Origin of the sequence: Natranaeroarchaeum sulfidigenes (assembly GCF_017094485.1) — an archaeon.
In the GTDB taxonomy this organism is placed as follows: Archaea; Halobacteriota; Halobacteria; order Halobacteriales; family Natronoarchaeaceae; genus Natranaeroarchaeum; species Natranaeroarchaeum sulfidigenes.
Genome location: NZ_CP064786.1, coordinates 359,815 through 375,019, shown reverse-complemented (window position 1 = coordinate 375,019; position 15,205 = coordinate 359,815). Strand labels below are relative to the sequence as shown.

Sequence of the window (15,205 nt, the reverse complement as noted above, 5' to 3'; positions counted from 1 at the left end):
GGGCGAAGTCACAGCCACTTGCGGAGCTTCCGTCGGAGTCGATATGCAAGCGGGACGTCTTTGCCCGACCTGAGCCGGATATCGCCCGTTCCGAACAGGGCGACGATCGCGGCCAGCCCGCCGATAGAAATCACGGCGTTGATGGTCAACAGCGCGACCAGCGGATGAATCGAGTGCAGTCCCGCGATCAGCGAGGGTGGCAACACCACGAGATAGCGGTGCTCGGTGACGTGACGTGTGTATCTTCCTTCCTCCTCGGGGACTGACAGCGTGACGCTGGTCTCGGCGGTAGCGCCGCGGCTCACCCACGTCCGATCCGGATCGGTCGTGACGTCCTCGCCGGGCTCGAAGAAGACGACAACGGGGACGAAACCGTCGTTTCGCACGGTATGCTCGACCGTCGAACTGCCGCCCGCCTCGATCACCAGCGGATCGTCTTCGGGCGTCTCCGAGCTTGCCACGCCGTACTCCTGAATCCCCGCGGGCACGACCATCGCCGCGGTCGCGGCGACGACCAGCACGACGAGTACCGCGCCGCCGACCACCCAGATCTTCACGACATCGGGGCGTGACGACGGGCGTGTGAGATCGCGCGCGTTCCGCGAGCCGGTCAGGACGGCCAGCCCGATAAAGAACATCCCAAGAGCGACGAACGCGCCGCCGAGCTGGGTTCGTTCAAGCCCGCCCTCCCCGCCCATGGCAGAGACGACGGACTGCTGAACGCTATCTGCACCCGACTGAAAGCCCATCACGACCGTCCCGAGATGCGGAATGGTCACGACTGTATCACCAACCTGGAGGGCGTGGGCGACAATTTGCCCATCCGAGACCGGCGGCTCGTCACCGTCCTGATCAGTGAACGGGTTGGCGTCGCCTCTCGTAATATAGCCCTCGTCGGTCTCCCCGACAACCCGGTGGGTCGTCAGCCCGCCGCCGTGGAGTTCCTCGGCCTCGAAGACCACGACATCGCCCTCGCTCGTATCGTCTGCGACCAACGATGGGACTGCCACGAACCCATCGCCAGCGCTCATCGTCGGCTCCATGCTACCCGTCGAGACGAAGCCAAGCAAGACCGGCTGGCCGAGCAACTGGCCAAGCAAGAGCGCAAGCACGACGACAACCAGCAGAATACCGAGCGCCCACTCCACGTAGGACCTGAGCGTCATAGTTCCCCCGCGCTTCCCGGGCTGGGCTGGCCCATACGTATCCGGGAAGTATTCTGCATACAGAGGTGTGGGCTAGCAACGGTGATATATTTGTTCCTCAGACGTACCGGCGGGCCAGCTCCCAGATGCTGCTGCGACCGATCGCAAGCAGTCCGACCAGCGCGGCCAGCCCGACGCTTGCCGTCGCCGGATTACTCAGATATCGTTGTGTGGTCTCGACAACGGTCTCGCCCGGCGACCCGACGGTTACCTCGCTGGCGTCGCTGCCGCTGACGCTCACTGCGAAGGTGCCTTCGTCGGCAAACCCGCGGGTGAAGGTGACCGTCTCCTCCTCGCCAGCCGCCACGTCGACCTGCTGGCTCTGGAAGACGATACCAGCAATCGCGAGTTCCGCTGTGAAAGTCCCGTCCTCGTCGCCGACGTTCGCGACGGTGGCCGTGACGTCGACGTTCTCGCCGGGGTCGATTTCGGTCGCCGACACAGCCGCGTCAGTCACCTCGAAGGAGGGACCACTGGGTGGGTCCGTGACAGTTACCGTCCCTGCATCGGTCGTGTAGACCGTCACGCCGGGGCGGTTCGTCACCGCGATCTCGTACTCGCCGGACTGCTGGAACGTGCGATCGAACGTCACCGCTGTGGTCTCGCCCGCGCGAAGACTGACGAGTTGCTGGGAGACGATCGTCCCGTCGACGGACAGCCCAACCCGCGTCGAGCCCGGCCCGTCACCGCTGTTCTCGACCGTCGCGGTCACCGTCGAGGACTCTCCGGTCTCTACCTCCCGCGGGTCGACGTCGACATCGGTCACCGAAATCGAGGATGACTCACTATCCTCCTCTTCGGTCTCGACGCGAATCGTGAACACGTCGCCATCCAGATCCTTCGAGCTATCGACTTCGAGGCCCACGCCCACCGACTCGCCGGGGTTCAGGGTCACTTCTTCGACCGGCTCGCCGGTGTCGCTCCGGTGGAATTCGACGCCCTCGACGTCGCTTGTCACCCAGACGCGCTGCTCGGTGTCTCCGGTCGAGCGGATCTGGAACGCCTCGTCGACGCTCCCCGTTGCGTATGGCAGCGTGTCGGCGTCGATCCTGATCTCGCTGTCCTCGATCGTCGCCACGCTGTCGTCGGTCGCCTCGATAGTGATCGTATCCGACGGCGAGTCCTCCCCTGCCACCACAGTCGGCGCTGCGAACAGCGCCAACAGGCAGACCGCGGCAATGAGCAGGAGGTTTGTTCTTCGCATAGTCGATTCAGGTGTTCATTCACTCTGTGGTCGAGTCTTACTGGGATGCACTGATCTCGATGATGAGCGTTCCCTCGGTTATCTCGTCGACGCCGCTCTCGGGACTAATCGAGACGTCGATCTGTTCGGTCGTGTCGACACCCACGTTCTCGATGTCGTTTCCGTCGTTGATCTCGATGTCGACCTCGTCGGCGTCCACGTGAAAGCTCACGTCGAAGGCCCGGGAGTCCTCGCCGTCGTCGAGGTTCACGATCCGGAACAGATCGTTGTACGCGTTCCTCGCGCTCCCCAGGAGGGAGCCGAACTCGATTGTGACGTCCTCGTTCAGGATACTGACTTCCTCGCCGGATGAGCTGAACCCGTCGACATCCTCGTAGTCGTTCTGTTCCGGAAAGAGGTTCGTCGCCTCGTCCTCGGAGGCATTGAATCCCGCGCTGCTGTAGGGTTCGGACTGCAGGAGCACGTCGGCGAAGCGCTCTGCAATCCCGGCCTCGGTATGCACTTCGACCTGCAGGCCACGCTGGGCTTCGGTCTGCGTGAGCGCCCCCGAGCCGAAGATGGCGCTACCGCTCACTGTGAGCGCGCCGAGACCGAGCATCATCTTTCGTCGACTTGTTCCCATTGGTGTGTCCGATCCGTGTCTAAGCTGTGGTTACCGCTCGACTGTTGTACCAGTACTCAACGTCCTACCCACTTTGTATTGAGTAGCTTGAACCTAGTCATCGCTGCCCCATCTGTCGGAAAGGTGGGCTTGAAGGGTTGTTTTGCTGCGTTCGATCCGCGATTGAGCTGGGTCGGCGGGCGCAATCGAGCCGTCTGCACGGTACAATTTCTACACATTCCACACATTGTAGCGGTTTTGTGCCGTTTTTCTCCCGAATGCGTGGTGCTGTTGGCCATGGTTGTCGAGGCGGTGTTTTGGAGGAATTGCAGTACTCCGGCGGGTTCAAGCCCAGCTTGAAAAATATATTGCTCGTCAATCCATGCTTCAAGCACCCTAATACAATGTGGGTAGGGTTTCTCGTACTGGGTAAGCGCAAACTAAGCGCAACAAGATTCAACCATGAAATCCAATCGACGAAGCGTTCTGATCGGACTCGGTGCACTGACAGTCGGCGGCGGCGCAGTATTCGGCACGGGCGCGTTTAGTAGTGTTGAGGCGGAGCGGCAGGTGGAAGTGAGCACAGAAGGCGACGCGGCCGCTCTACTTCAGTTAGAAATACTGAGTGACTCGCTCCATGATGGTGCCGACGGCGACGGAAATACTATCGAATTCAATCAAGACTCACTGAACACGGACGGAGTGACAAGGTTCGATCCGGGACTACGGATTGGTAATGACGGCTCTGAAGAGGTTACTGTAACAATTTCAGGCAGTGACGGGACCGCCGAACTTGCGGATAGCGCTGATGACGACGATGGGAATGGAATGTATTTTGTCACAAGCGAGGTTTCCGGAGATGAATTAACTGTTACAACGGAAGATGATAGAGAACTTGAAGTCGTATTTGTACTTGGCGATGATGATGACATTCCAGGCTCAATTACTGTTTCAGCAAACACGGAATAAAGCAAGGCCACCATCACCATCTGTAATTTAATTAATTATTTAGTTTTTATAACTTATAAACCCCTTATAAATATTTTTAACAGCATATATTATATGACTTAGCTCGAATTTTTATATGAACCTATTTTTCAGCGCCTCGATCCGCGGCGGCCGCGACGATGTCGACCTCTACGCCGACCTGATCAACCACCTCAACAGGCACGGCGACGTCCTCACCGAGCACATCGGCGAGCAGGACGTCGAAGCCAAAGAACAGGCCCAGGGACTCACGGACGCCGACATCTACAATCAGGATGTCTATTGGCTTCGCGAAGCCGACGCCGTGATCGCCGAAGTAACCACCCCCAGCCTCGGCGTAGGCTACGAACTCGGTCGGGCTGTCGCCTGGGACAAACCGGTACTTGCGCTGTATCGCCCCGACGCAGATCACGAGCTGTCGGCGATGGTCCGCGGGAATCCCGATGTTGAAGTGGTCGAGTACGAGACGCTCGACGACGCCAGACCAACGATAGACGCGTTCCTGAGCCAGCACGTCTGAGCTGCCGTAGGACCACCCGCAGATTTCTGCCACCCCGTCTTCCCCACGACAGTACTCGCCCACACAAGAACGCGGGGGGGACTGAAAGGGGCTGGCCGGGTCCGGGACGACGGGCGACGCAAGCACGGGACGCAGTCCCGCGCGCAGCGAGCCCCTCGACCGGAGCCGGGCAGGGGCTTTCGGGCTGTTAGTACCGTTAGAAACAGAGCCAATCACGTAAACAAATCATTCTGCGACCCGAAACAACTAACAACCATCCTCACATCTCCCGCAATAACCCGTATGTCTGCCGACGAGTTGCCCGACCGGGGCGAGATCTTCGATCTTCTGAGCAACCACCGCCGTCGGTACACCATCCACTTCTGCAAGCAGCAAGGCGAGACAGTGACGGTCTCGGATCTCGCCGAGCAAGTCGCGGCCTGGGAACTCGACAAGGAGATCGCAGAGATCGACTCCGCGGAGCGAAAGCGCGTCTACACCTCCCTCCAGCAGACTCATCTGCCAACGCTCGACGACGCGGGGATGGTCGTCTACGAGAACGGCGAGGTGACGCTGACCGAGCAGGCTGAACGAATGGAGGTCTACATGGACATCGTCCCCGGCGATTCGATCCCCTGGGGTGAGTACTACCTCGGGTTGTCGGTTATCGGTGCGCTGGTGTTGGCTGGAGTCTGGTTCGAGGTGCTCCCTACTGAGACTGTGCCGGAAGTCGGATGGGCGTTTGCGGTGCTGATGCTGTTTGCCGGGTCGGCGGCCTATCACGTCTATCAGGGGCGACAGAATCGGCTTGGAGAGATGGAACGGCCGCCGTGAGTCCCTAATTTGGTCGAAGGCGATGCTATATTGTGTATTTGTAGTTTAGTTTCTGAATAGGTATGTTCACAGCAGTTATGATGGTTGAGAATGTACTATCTGGTAATGAAGCGGCGGGCGTTCCTAGGACTGGGGGCTACTTCGGTTGGTGTCGGTGCGCTGTACAGCACTGGCGCGTTTAGCTCTGTCTCCGCCGGGCGAGGAATTTCTATGAGCGCGTCTGACGACCCTGCAGCACTTGTGGGGCTTGATATCGCAGACGAGGTTGAATCGAATAGCCTGAATGAACTTCTCACTGTTACTAACAATTTTAATAATACATTTGACTTCACTATCGAATTAACTGGCGATGCATCTAAAGAAGATTTTAATTTGGTTATAAACGGTGAAGAAGAGGGTAACTTTGCAACTGTGGCAGTTGATCCTGGGTCCGAAGAGAGTCAGCAAATCAACATAGATATCGATGGGGGTGGCCACAATGAGGCTGATGAAATTTCGTTTGATGTAGATGTATCCGGACAAAATGGGGAATCGGTTTCACTCAGTCGAGATGGTATCGGGGTAACAAATCCTGGCCCTGGTGGTGGCAATGATGACGATGAGGACCCTCCAGAAGAAGGTGATGAGGAAGACGCAGAAATCACCCTGTCGTTCGACAACCGGTCGGGGAACAGTGATAATCGAGACTACTCGTGGACAACAGATCCGATCATTGAGGGTGGTTCAGTAGAGTTCCGCGTTAACGATGATCTTATTGAGGATGGTCTACCACAGAATGAAGACGACTACAGAGACAGTAATGGCAGATCGGGAGATACTGTGACTGTGGTTCTAGTTAATGATGATGGTGATGAAGTTACATCCGATTCGGTAACTCTACCATAGAATTAGTATAAATCAGTACCCCTATTCAACCTCCGTCCTCTAAATTATTCAGTGACAACCCTCTCCACCCTCCTCCTCTCTGACGTCCTCCCCCGAATCCTCACCATCGCCCTCGCAATCGGCGTCGGCGTCACGCTCGCGAACCTCGCCGTCGAGTTCGGCGCAGTCGAGTACATCGCTGTCCTCTCGAAACCACTCACTGGTCCGGCGAACCTCCCAAACGAGGTCGGCACGGCTATCCTCACCACCGCAACCTCGACAACCGCGGGCTACGGCATGCTCGCGGAGTTTCGCGAATCCGGCCTGCTCGACGACCGGGCGACCCTCGTCGCCGTCACCATCAACACGTTCTTCGGCTTCGTCCAGCACATCTTCACCTTCTACATTCCAGTCCTCATCCCCATCCTCGGCGTCCAGGTCGGCGTGCTCTACGTCGGTGCACGCGCTGGCATCGCGCTGGCGATCACGCTCACCGGGATTCTCGCCGGGGCGCTCTTGCTCACCGAGCGCAACGTCGATCCGACTGCGATGGAGTCGGTCGAGGGGCCAGATGACGAGCCACGATCGCGCCGTGAAAAGGTTCGGAGCGCACTCCAACGCACCTGGAAACTGCTCCGGAAGATCGTCCCACGTCTGGCGATAATCTACGCCGTCGTGGTCGTCCTGATCGAGTCCTACGACATCGCAGAAGCGCTCGATTTCGCCGCGCCGCTGTCGGGCCTGCTCGAGCTCCCGCCCGAGGCGATCCCGGTGATCGCGATTTACGCCGTCGACACGACTGCCGGGGCGGTCGCCATCGCGCCACAGCTCGGTGATCCCTTTACTGCTACGCAGGCAGTGGTCGCCATGCTCGTCGGAGGAGTAGTCTCTTTTGCGTTCTCGACGTTCAGACGATCGATCCCGTTTCAGTACAGCATCTGGGGTGCTGAGTTCGGGACGAAAGTGATCATCGTCAACACCGTGTTGAAAATCGTCTTTATCAGCCTGACCGTCGCGCTGTTGCTGGTCGTCTAGTGCTCGTCGCTCGTGATCGGCTTCCCGTCCTCGGTCGGCGGCGCAACGGCATCGATAAACTCCTCGACTGACGGCTCGTCGACGTAGACCCGAACGTGCATATCGCCCAGCTCGTCGGGATTGCCGACGGCGAAGTTGACCCGTCCCTCGAATGCGGGGCCTTTCTTCAGCTCGAAGGTGAAGACATCGCGGTTATGGTTCTCGAAGAACGCCCCACGGGCGGTATCGAGGATCTCCTGGCGGTGGAGCTGTTCGGAGAAGTGATCCATCGAGTGCGCTTCGCCGCGGATCTCGCCGTGTGCCTCAGTTACCTCTGCCTCGGGGAAGAGGTTGGTCACCGCGTCGCTCACGCGGTCGGTGACTTCAGTATCCCGTACTGGTGCCGTGATCTCGACGTCGATGCTGTATATCATACGAGTTCCCCCTCGATGACGCCCGTAACTTGCTCGCGAAACGCCTCCAGACTGTCGGTGTTCTCGATTGTCAGGTCCGCCCGATCCATCGCGTCGTCCATCCCGAAGCCGAGTTCGCGCTCGTCGCGCTCGCGGAGCGCCTCACCGCCGTTTTCTGCGTCTGCATCGCGTCCCCGGTCGGTGATTCGTTCGGCTCGCACTTCGAAGGGTGCCTCGATGCTGACGAGGAAAAAGTCCTCGCCGAACGCGTCCTCGAAGACGTCGACCTCGACGCCGCTACGGATGCCGTCGACGAGAACGGTGTCGTGCTCATCCAGAGCCTCCCGGAGCAGCGGCAGGGAGCGCTCGGCGACGGCCGCGGGACCGTTCTCCTCGCGCAACGCCTGCGCGACGGTGCCGTGCTGGGTGGCCGGATCGAGCCCCCGGTCCCGACACTCCTCGCGGATCACGTCGCCCATCGTCACGACGGGGACGCCCTGTTCCTCGGCGACGGTCGCGGCTTCGCCCTTGCCGCTTCCGGCGAGGCCGACGGTACCGATTACTCTCATTAAAAGTGGATAGCGCCGACGCGCGCTTAAGCGCTGTGAATCGCCGACTTACCGCCCGCTCATTTCGGCGCTGAGCTGATTCAGCTGCTCGATGCGCTTCTCGGTCGGCGGGTGCGTACTGAACAGTTTGGCGATCGAGCCCTTCGAGATCGGGATGATGAAGAAGGCGTTCATTTCGGCCTCGTCGCGCATGTCGTTGGTCGGAATCTTCTCCATCTCACCCGAGATCGTCATCAGCGCCGAGGCCAGCGCGTCGGGCTTGCCCGTGATCGACGCCGCGCCGCGGTCGGCCGCGTACTCGCGGTAGCGACTCAGCGCCCGGATCAGGATGTAGCTGATGATCCAGACGACCAGCGAGATCAGGATCGCAACGATGATACCGCCGCCCTGACGATTTCGCCCGCCGCCGAAGATCGCGCCCCATCGGACGATCATAAAGGCGAGCGTCGAGAGGAACGAGGCGATGGTCATCACCATGACGTCCCGGTTCTTGATGTGGGCGAGTTCGTGGGCGATCACGCCCTCCAGCTCGTCGTCGTTCAACTGTTTGAGAAGCCCGGTCGTCACACAGACCGCTGCGTTGCGCTGGTTCCGCCCGGTCGCGAAGGCGTTGGGTACCCGATCGTCGGCAACCGCGACTTTCGGCTTTGGCAGGTTGGCCTGTTGAGAGAGCCGGGCGACCTGTGCGTGCAACTGCGGGTAGTCCTCTTCGCTTACGGTCTTTGCACCCATACTCCGGAGAGCTAACTTGTCACTGTAGAAGTACTGGACAAAGGAGAAGCCGCCGATCAGCATGGCGGCGATGACGATGCTCCCCCCGGTGTAGGCCCAGATCGCCGCGAAGAAGACGATATAGAGGGCGAACAGGAGGAACATAGTGAGACCCATTCGGGCGCGGAGACCCCAGTCGGCTTTCCACTGCATGGCCGGAAGTACGTACTCGACGACATTAAGGCGTCCTACATCGACTGAGGCTGACGGGGGCAATATCAATCAGTAGCGTACAGTCTGAAGACCGTCAACGTGGTCGAAGTCGCCGTCACGAGTGACGAGGCGCGCACCATTTTGCCGACAGACTCCAGCGATGAGTACGTCTCCAAGATTGATCGGGGTTCCCGCAGCGAGTATTCTACCTCAATAGTTGCGGCCTCCGGTAGTGTTTAGATAAGCTGATTCCATGCGAATGCGAACTCTTGAAGCCAATTTTCGACGGTGTTTGCTTCAGTGTGGCTGTCTAATGTAAGGTACCGACGTCGGGGTACAGTTTGGCCAATGACGGTTCGTCCCTGATTGGTATCGAACATTTCTCCCCACTTGACGATTTACATGATATCGTCGTAGTTGTGCGCGTACAGCAGTTTGAGGCAGTGCTGTTGTAGGATCTGCGGTCAAGGTAGATGGCCTTGACGCGCTGTTCAAGGCCGTCAAGGTGTTCGAAGAACTTATTGAAGGTATCACTGGTAGTTTTGCCAGCAACCAGTTGGCAAACCACCAGCGTATGTCTCTTGTTGCGCACCCGCGCGCACAGCGTCATACAGGCGTAGAACGCAGTGGTTTCTCGTTTCGCCTATGAGAAATACACCGCTTTTGTCTCGTCCTCGTCACCGTAGTAGGGATTGAGGAGGAGGTCGGCGACAACCTCCACTGGGCGATCTAAAAGCATCTCAATGACATCCATTTGTAAGAGCGCGTTGCCAACGGTCTCGACGGTTTAAGGATCGAATTGATCGGTGAGGTGTTCACGGACGGTATTGGCGTTTGGCGAGTCATCGGTCATCTCGTAGACGTGATTGATAGAAATATCGCAGTCGCTGGTGCCGGCGAGGACCTCCTAGAGCTTACCCGTCGTGACCTCAACGTTCTCTCCAAGCTCAAGCGGAAAATCGTCCCCGAGGCTGTTGACGGTAAAATTAGGAGGGTGCTTTTTTATCTCGCTGTTTTTTGTATTCGTTGTACACTTTCGAAAAGCGGACACTTTCACTCAAACCCGATGTGATCGACTGAGACTTAATCGGACAACTAATAGGCTATCGACATCATCAAAAATAACACCACGCAAGCGATTTCAGTGTTTTCAACAGAATGATGTCAGTATCGGGTGACCTGTAATTTAATCTGACGTATTTGTCTACAAAATCAAGCGTGTTATCACATGTTGAATCCCACCGCAGTATGGCGATTCACCACGGCCCTATCTACATAAGAAGCTGGTTCCACGGACACTGACTGCCGGACGATGTTGGATTGTGTGAACTCATCTGAATCATCTGAAATAGTTATTAGAAAGTATTATTAAGCTAGGCTAAAAATTATGTATATAGTTAAAGAAACTATGAAAGAGATTAACCGTCGAAAGTTCATTCTGTGTAGTACTTCAACGACTATCGCTAGTTTCGGGGCGGCTGGAGCTGTAACGGCGGACGATGAAACAGAAAGATTTGATTACAGTGAAGTAGACGATCTCGGAAATCCGATTGAGAAGGGAGTAACCTCTACAGTAGAAGGAGTAAGTACGTCTTCCACCAATCCAGACGATCCACCGAACGCGACAATTGAAGCTTCGGAGTTCGAATGGATCGATGTTGAACCGGATGAACACGGAGATGACACGACAGCGTTGCGACTCAGCGATGATGGCGGTGTCAATTTCAATTTTCAGTACGAAACTGAGGGTGATCTAACAGCGGACATAATTTGGCGTCATCATTCGGGTGACCAGCTTGCGTACCTGTTCAATGATCTTGACAGCACCCAATTCGGTTTCCGGGCTTTCACGAATGGCATTGCCGGAAACGGCCTATTCTTTAGGAACCCCTTCGGCGGTGACGACATCTTTGTCAATGATGATTTCCAGGATGGAAAATGGTACAAGATCAGAATCGTCCTTGACGCCGATGAGAATACGTACATAGTGTTCATCAATGGGGACGAAATTGCCGAAGTGTTCTACGATGGTAGTGGATTCGTGACGAGCGATGACTTCAGAATCATGGGTCGTAAGAGTGGGAGTCCTACCCTCATCAACTACCGGTACTTTGCATGGGCAAACAACGTAGTGCTTCCTGGCGACGCCGACCGAGTTGATTCTGAACACCTCCAGCTTGATCTCGAAGAAGGAGAGGGAGACTCGATAAACAACGAGCCTAAAGAGCAGATTCAAATAGAACCGCTGATTGACGACAAAATCGCACTTGCGGGAGAGATCGATGACGTTGGTGCGACATTGAATGAGCAACCACAGGTGAAGAGAACACTCACAAATCTCGAACGCAACGTCGATGATGGTGAAATCAGTGCTGATCGCGCATCGGAAGCAATCAAGCGCAAGCAGATTGGAGAGTCCACTACACGCTCGTATGTTGGTGGATTGAGTCCAAGAGATACAAGCAACTTCGATACTGGTGGCGAAATTACCGGACTCGCAATCACGGCTGGTGCCCAAGGATTAATTGGCGCAGCTGCTATCGGTCGGGTTGCGAACTTCGTCGGTTGGGGTCGGCTTGGAAGCCGGTTGGGATCCGCGAAGGATCGAATTAAACGTGGAATCGACAAGGCTGTCGATACGCTGGTGGGTGCCTCCAGCCGGGTTTCGCGATTCGTTCATACTCGGGCTAACCAAACGGGGACTTTCCTCAGAGAGTTGATTATCGATGGCGGAATTACTACCGGAGCGACCCTCGCAGATGAACTCGCTAGTCGTGTCGAAGGTGCCCGTGAGCAAGGAGGCGATCTTGTGCTGCAGTTTTACGAACAACTGATCCCAGGAAGAACGGTCAGCGACGATCTGGCAAGGCTTGATCAAACCCTGGGGCCAGCAGACGGTGGACCTACATTTGAGGGTACGACTGAAAATGCCCGAAGAGCCAATAAAAAAGCGGTTGAAAATATCGAGGAAACACTTGAGGACACTGAACAGACAATCAACCGAATTGAGAACGGACTGACCATCGCTAGCTTTCTCGGTGTTGCAGCAACTGCACTCGTTGTTAGCGGCTGGGGGTCTGCTATCGGGCTCGCACTTTCACTTGTTGAATTAGTGATCTCAGTCGCAGCCGCTCTCGGGGGGGTTGCAGTTGGTCTGGACGGAATTCGGCGAGCCCACCGAACCCACAATGACTCCATCGGTGCTGTCATCAACGGTCAACCGGGGGTGTAAACAATGACAGAAACTGATAATATTCTGACCGATTTCAAAGAAGCGATCAAGGCGGACGATAGAGAACAGACGGCAAACTTACTCGATGAGCTAGATACTGCTTTCGAAGAGGCGGAACTCACAGAAAGACAGTTATCTGCCCAGTCACGGAGCGTTAGACGGAACAGACCACTGGAACCGGCCCAAGCTGAGACTCTCGCAACGTATGATGGAACGCTTAGTAGTGTCGAACTTACTCGTGGAGCACTGCTCACCGCTGGTTCGATGTATGTCGCTGACCCAGACGAGGTACCCGCTACTGAAGTGATAAAAGCAATCGATCAGCTCCGGGAGTTCAACGGAGCACTCAATGAACAATCAAACGACGTTGAGCAGGTTCTCACGGCAATGGACGTTCCAGCTTCGTTGGTCGTCTCAACGTCTACAGACGGTGGTCCCTATCTGAAAGGACAGAAAGTCACTGTCTCGCTGACCATCGAAAATGCTGGCAATGAACCGGCGACATCCGTGTTTGTCAAAGCCGACTCTCAGGCGTCACCTGAGCCAGAACAGTTCGATATAGGTAACCTCGAAGCAGGAAACGAAATCACCGAACCTGTCACGATCCAATTTGAAAAAGCGCAGGAAACGACGGTAGTTTTCGAGGTTACTGACGAAGATGGGGCTAACGCTGAAGAGGAGCTCTTGTTCACAGTCAATGATAAAAAAGCCTTGGCTGAAGGGGCGCTCGAAATTGTCGCGACAGTTCGAGACCAGATCAGGGATGACGATTCGATCACCGGTGGATTGGAAAATTCATTGGTTAGTCAGCTTGAGGCATCTGAAAATAGTCTTCAACGTGCTCTGGATGAGATCAAAGATAAGCACTCACGTCAGGCGAATAACGCTCTCAACACTGCAACTCAACAACTTGGAGCGTTTCTGAACAATTTCGAAGCGCGCCAGAACGGGCGCAGCTCTCTCAAGGACAGTAAAGCGTTCTCGATCACGACCCGGATCGAAGGCGCAATTGAAAACGCCGCGAATGCGAAAAAGGCCGAGATCTAGCACCGATCTCGTGCAGTCTGTTGTACGGATTCACCGGCGCAACCGAAGGGCGGTACACAGTATGCGGTAAATGTCTTGACGCAGACCCTCTCAATGAGCGTCTTCATTCGAATTGAATTTCCTCTTTTCTAGGTTATCAATCCAACCGAGGAGATGGAATCCCGCGATAACTATCACAAAACCAAGAACGAGGATTACCGGTAGGTGGAGAAAACTCCCGGTTACTAGATAGGTTCCTCCGAAGGTCTCGTCGAGACTCCTAACGCCAAACCGTGCCAAAAAGCTGAAAACTGGATAAAGAATCACGCACGCACCAATAAACGCCACTGCCCACCCAGCGCCTCGTGCAAGCCTTAGGATGCTGTCCATATAATCAGATGTGAACGCTATATATTAAATTTAGTCACTATCGGTGTATATAGTGAATCGCTATACTCAGTCAATCATATCAACAGCCGTACTATCTCGTCCAGTAGGCACTGAATCTGCTTGAACTGTGCTCGGGCCGTCTCCAAGAAATGGGTGGCGGTGAGTTTCGGCACTGAACAACCGTTATCGGCGGCTGATCGCCGCTGACATGACAGTATCGCCATTCACCACCGCTGCTTCAACAGGGACAGCTACCGCAAGAACCGATGGTCAAGTGGTAGGTTTGCTGGGACCCCTCTGCACACACCGAGAGCTGTCCAGGTAGTACGAACTGTCATTTCACAGAACTCCGTGAACGACCACTTCCAGAGGCGGTGACCTCACGGTGGGGCACCGCCACGTACATCCAGTGGAGATATCACCAGATATTCTGCGGCATCAGACCCACGATGAGCAGCAATAACCGAAGCCCGACATCTCAAGAACTGGTGAGCGCGGGGCTCTGGAGCGCGTCATCGACGAGATGTTTCTCGTCGGAACAAGCTTCACGTGCAACAAGCGGTTCGTCTTGGGATCGACCGCAGCATACAGCCAGAACCGTTCGTCATTCAGTTGGATCACGGTTTCGTCAACCGCGACGTGATCCAGGTTTGCTCCATCGAGCGGCTGTAGATCGGCCTTCTGTACCTAGTTATGAACTGTTGATCGGCAGCGATTGACACCAAACCTATCAAGTACATATACAGTATTCGAAAGTGAAATACTGCCGACGTGCAACTGAATACCAAGCTGCATCAGCTCCTCCGGTGTCGCTTCTCGCTCAATACAATCCAAGTCGATCCAGCCAGTACATCCGTTGAGGCGGGTGGTTTCTGGCGTAGGCACTAGCAAATCACACCGCCTCACCCTTCGTCCTTATCTGAACACCGCCTCCCGAGCGGCCCCGTCGGTCACCGCCAGCGGCTCGATCCAGTCGAGACGGGTCGTGACCCGATATAGCCCGTCAGAACCCGATGACGTGGCTGCTCCGCGATACGTCTCGAACAGCGCAAGCGACGGTGCATGGACCGGTTTGTTGGTGCGTGATTCGAGAAATTCCCCTGCGGCAGGCTCACCGTCGAGATAGTCCAGGAGAAACGTAGTGTCCAGAGCGATCACCACGTGTCACGCTCCCGAAGATCGGCGTCCAGCTCCTCACGAGTCGATGTCACCGCGTCACGGAACCCCTCGTCATCACGCATTGCTCCGACCCCTTCATCACGTCACCCTCGCTCTCGGTAAGGCGTAGGATCGTGTCCGTGAAGCCCTCATCGTCTCGTTTGTGTGCTTTGAGACGCTCATACGCCTCCTCGGAGATGGTTAGAGTCTTCGTGCCCATACGTGTAATACGCCCACACGAATTTGTATCATCAGGGAGTTACCGATCTTGCGTACCCTCGCCCG

At 56.2% G+C, this 15,205-nt stretch carries 16 protein-coding genes and 5 pseudogenes; 7 read left to right on the top strand and 14 right to left on the bottom strand.

Features of this window, described 5'->3' with window-relative positions; all coding sequences use genetic code 11:
• Window positions 1-8: 8 nt before the first annotated feature.
• From AArcS_RS01930 to AArcS_RS01920, 3 genes are all read right to left on the bottom strand, one after another.
• Window positions 9-1,166, bottom strand: a complete 1,158-nt coding sequence (locus AArcS_RS01930; RefSeq protein ID WP_238478738.1) for a signal peptidase I — start codon at window positions 1,164-1,166, stop codon at window positions 9-11.
• Between the two features lie 97 nt (window positions 1,167-1,263).
• On the bottom strand, window positions 1,264-2,409 hold the full coding sequence (locus tag AArcS_RS01925) for a CARDB domain-containing protein (protein WP_238478737.1): 1,146 nt from the start codon (window positions 2,407-2,409) through the stop codon (window positions 1,264-1,266).
• Window positions 2,410-2,446: 37 nt separating this feature from the next.
• Window positions 2,447-3,031: a hypothetical protein gene (locus AArcS_RS01920; RefSeq protein WP_238478736.1), complete on the bottom strand. Its 585-nt coding sequence runs from the start codon at window positions 3,029-3,031 to the stop codon at window positions 2,447-2,449.
• Window positions 3,032-3,472: 441 nt separating this feature from the next.
• Here AArcS_RS01920 and AArcS_RS01915 point away from each other — a divergent pair, with 441 nt between their 5' ends.
• From AArcS_RS01915 to AArcS_RS01895, 5 genes are all read left to right on the top strand, one after another.
• Window positions 3,473-3,979: a hypothetical protein gene (locus AArcS_RS01915; protein WP_238478735.1), complete on the top strand. Its 507-nt coding sequence runs from the start codon at window positions 3,473-3,475 to the stop codon at window positions 3,977-3,979.
• 115 nt (window positions 3,980-4,094) lie between these two features.
• Window positions 4,095-4,517, top strand: a complete 423-nt coding sequence (locus tag AArcS_RS01910; protein WP_238478734.1) for a nucleoside 2-deoxyribosyltransferase — start codon at window positions 4,095-4,097, stop codon at window positions 4,515-4,517.
• Between the two features lie 282 nt (window positions 4,518-4,799).
• The gene (locus AArcS_RS01905) at window positions 4,800-5,330 is read left to right on the top strand and encodes a DUF7344 domain-containing protein (RefSeq protein WP_238478733.1); all 531 of its coding nucleotides are present in this window, start codon (window positions 4,800-4,802) and stop codon (window positions 5,328-5,330) included.
• A gap of 210 nt (window positions 5,331-5,540) precedes the next feature.
• Entirely contained in the window at window positions 5,541-6,215 is a 675-nt protein-coding gene (locus tag AArcS_RS01900) for a hypothetical protein (protein ID WP_238478732.1), read from the top strand.
• Between the two features lie 51 nt (window positions 6,216-6,266).
• Entirely contained in the window at window positions 6,267-7,229 is a 963-nt protein-coding gene (locus AArcS_RS01895; RefSeq protein WP_238478731.1) for a nucleoside recognition protein, read from the top strand.
• Here the strand turns inward: AArcS_RS01895 and AArcS_RS01890 are convergent.
• The 6 genes and pseudogenes from AArcS_RS01890 to AArcS_RS01875 form a co-directional block, all read right to left on the bottom strand.
• On the bottom strand, window positions 7,226-7,642 hold the full coding sequence (locus AArcS_RS01890; protein WP_238478730.1) for an RNA-binding domain-containing protein: 417 nt from the start codon (window positions 7,640-7,642) through the stop codon (window positions 7,226-7,228). The two genes, AArcS_RS01895 and AArcS_RS01890, sit on opposite strands and share 4 nt — an antisense overlap.
• Window positions 7,639-8,190: an AAA family ATPase gene (locus AArcS_RS01885; RefSeq protein WP_238478729.1), complete on the bottom strand. Its 552-nt coding sequence runs from the start codon at window positions 8,188-8,190 to the stop codon at window positions 7,639-7,641. Before AArcS_RS01885 ends, AArcS_RS01890 begins: the two co-directional genes overlap by 4 nt.
• Before the next feature lie 48 nt (window positions 8,191-8,238).
• Entirely contained in the window at window positions 8,239-9,114 is an 876-nt protein-coding gene (gene htpX / locus AArcS_RS01880) for a zinc metalloprotease HtpX (RefSeq protein WP_238478728.1), read from the bottom strand.
• Between the two features lie 69 nt (window positions 9,115-9,183).
• Window positions 9,184-9,276, bottom strand: a complete 93-nt coding sequence (locus tag AArcS_RS15895; protein WP_375139643.1) for a PIN domain-containing protein — start codon at window positions 9,274-9,276, stop codon at window positions 9,184-9,186.
• Between the two features lie 74 nt (window positions 9,277-9,350).
• A pseudogene (locus AArcS_RS15980) lies at window positions 9,351-9,422 on the bottom strand (IS6 family transposase); the annotation flags it as partial.
• Window positions 9,423-9,515: 93 nt separating this feature from the next.
• Window positions 9,516-10,165 (bottom strand): annotated as a pseudogene (locus tag AArcS_RS01875) (ISH3 family transposase); the annotation flags it as partial.
• Window positions 10,166-10,522: 357 nt separating this feature from the next.
• On the opposite strand from AArcS_RS01875, the gene AArcS_RS01870 reads away from it, so the two are divergent.
• Complete coding sequence (locus AArcS_RS01870; protein ID WP_238478727.1) at window positions 10,523-12,346, top strand: hypothetical protein; 1,824 nt, start codon at window positions 10,523-10,525, stop codon at window positions 12,344-12,346.
• 3 nt (window positions 12,347-12,349) lie between these two features.
• Window positions 12,350-13,393: a CARDB domain-containing protein gene (locus AArcS_RS01865; RefSeq protein ID WP_238478726.1), complete on the top strand. Its 1,044-nt coding sequence runs from the start codon at window positions 12,350-12,352 to the stop codon at window positions 13,391-13,393.
• Window positions 13,394-13,483: 90 nt separating this feature from the next.
• Here the strand turns inward: AArcS_RS01865 and AArcS_RS01860 are convergent, their stop codons facing one another.
• The 5 genes and pseudogenes from AArcS_RS01860 to AArcS_RS01840 form a co-directional block, all read right to left on the bottom strand.
• The gene (locus AArcS_RS01860) at window positions 13,484-13,762 is read right to left on the bottom strand and encodes a hypothetical protein (protein WP_238478725.1); all 279 of its coding nucleotides are present in this window, start codon (window positions 13,760-13,762) and stop codon (window positions 13,484-13,486) included.
• 251 nt (window positions 13,763-14,013) lie between these two features.
• A pseudogene (locus tag AArcS_RS01855) lies at window positions 14,014-14,273 on the bottom strand (ISH3 family transposase); the annotation flags it as partial.
• A 17-nt stretch (window positions 14,274-14,290) separates the two neighbouring features.
• Window positions 14,291-14,647 (bottom strand): annotated as a pseudogene (locus AArcS_RS01850) (transposase domain-containing protein); the annotation flags it as partial.
• A gap of 30 nt (window positions 14,648-14,677) precedes the next feature.
• Entirely contained in the window at window positions 14,678-14,920 is a 243-nt protein-coding gene (locus AArcS_RS01845; RefSeq protein WP_238478724.1) for a PIN domain-containing protein, read from the bottom strand.
• Window positions 14,917-15,140 (bottom strand): annotated as a pseudogene (locus AArcS_RS01840) (antitoxin VapB family protein). Before AArcS_RS01840 ends, AArcS_RS01845 begins: the two are co-directional and overlap by 4 nt.
• Window positions 15,141-15,205 lie beyond the last annotated feature (65 nt).

Bases quoted from the DNA above. Each gene is read 5' to 3' on its own strand.
- AArcS_RS01930 (WP_238478738.1), bottom strand. From the start codon at position 1,166: ATGACGCTCAGGTCCTACGTGGAGTGGGCGCTCGGTATTCTGCTGGTT.
- AArcS_RS01925 (WP_238478737.1), bottom strand. From the start codon at position 2,409: ATGCGAAGAACAAACCTCCTGCTCATTGCCGCGGTCTGCCTGTTGGCG.
- AArcS_RS01920 (WP_238478736.1), bottom strand. From the start codon at position 3,031: ATGGGAACAAGTCGACGAAAGATGATGCTCGGTCTCGGCGCGCTCACA.
- AArcS_RS01915 (WP_238478735.1), top strand. From the start codon at position 3,473: ATGAAATCCAATCGACGAAGCGTTCTGATCGGACTCGGTGCACTGACA.
- AArcS_RS01910 (WP_238478734.1), top strand. From the start codon at position 4,095: ATGAACCTATTTTTCAGCGCCTCGATCCGCGGCGGCCGCGACGATGTC.
- AArcS_RS01905 (WP_238478733.1), top strand. From the start codon at position 4,800: ATGTCTGCCGACGAGTTGCCCGACCGGGGCGAGATCTTCGATCTTCTG.
- AArcS_RS01900 (WP_238478732.1), top strand. From the start codon at position 5,541: ATGAGCGCGTCTGACGACCCTGCAGCACTTGTGGGGCTTGATATCGCA.
- AArcS_RS01890 (WP_238478730.1), bottom strand. From the start codon at position 7,642: ATGATATACAGCATCGACGTCGAGATCACGGCACCAGTACGGGATACT.
- AArcS_RS01885 (WP_238478729.1), bottom strand. From the start codon at position 8,190: ATGAGAGTAATCGGTACCGTCGGCCTCGCCGGAAGCGGCAAGGGCGAA.
- htpX (WP_238478728.1), bottom strand. From the start codon at position 9,114: ATGCAGTGGAAAGCCGACTGGGGTCTCCGCGCCCGAATGGGTCTCACT.
- AArcS_RS01870 (WP_238478727.1), top strand. From the start codon at position 10,523: ATGAAAGAGATTAACCGTCGAAAGTTCATTCTGTGTAGTACTTCAACG.
- AArcS_RS01865 (WP_238478726.1), top strand. From the start codon at position 12,350: ATGACAGAAACTGATAATATTCTGACCGATTTCAAAGAAGCGATCAAG.
- AArcS_RS01860 (WP_238478725.1), bottom strand. From the start codon at position 13,762: ATGGACAGCATCCTAAGGCTTGCACGAGGCGCTGGGTGGGCAGTGGCG.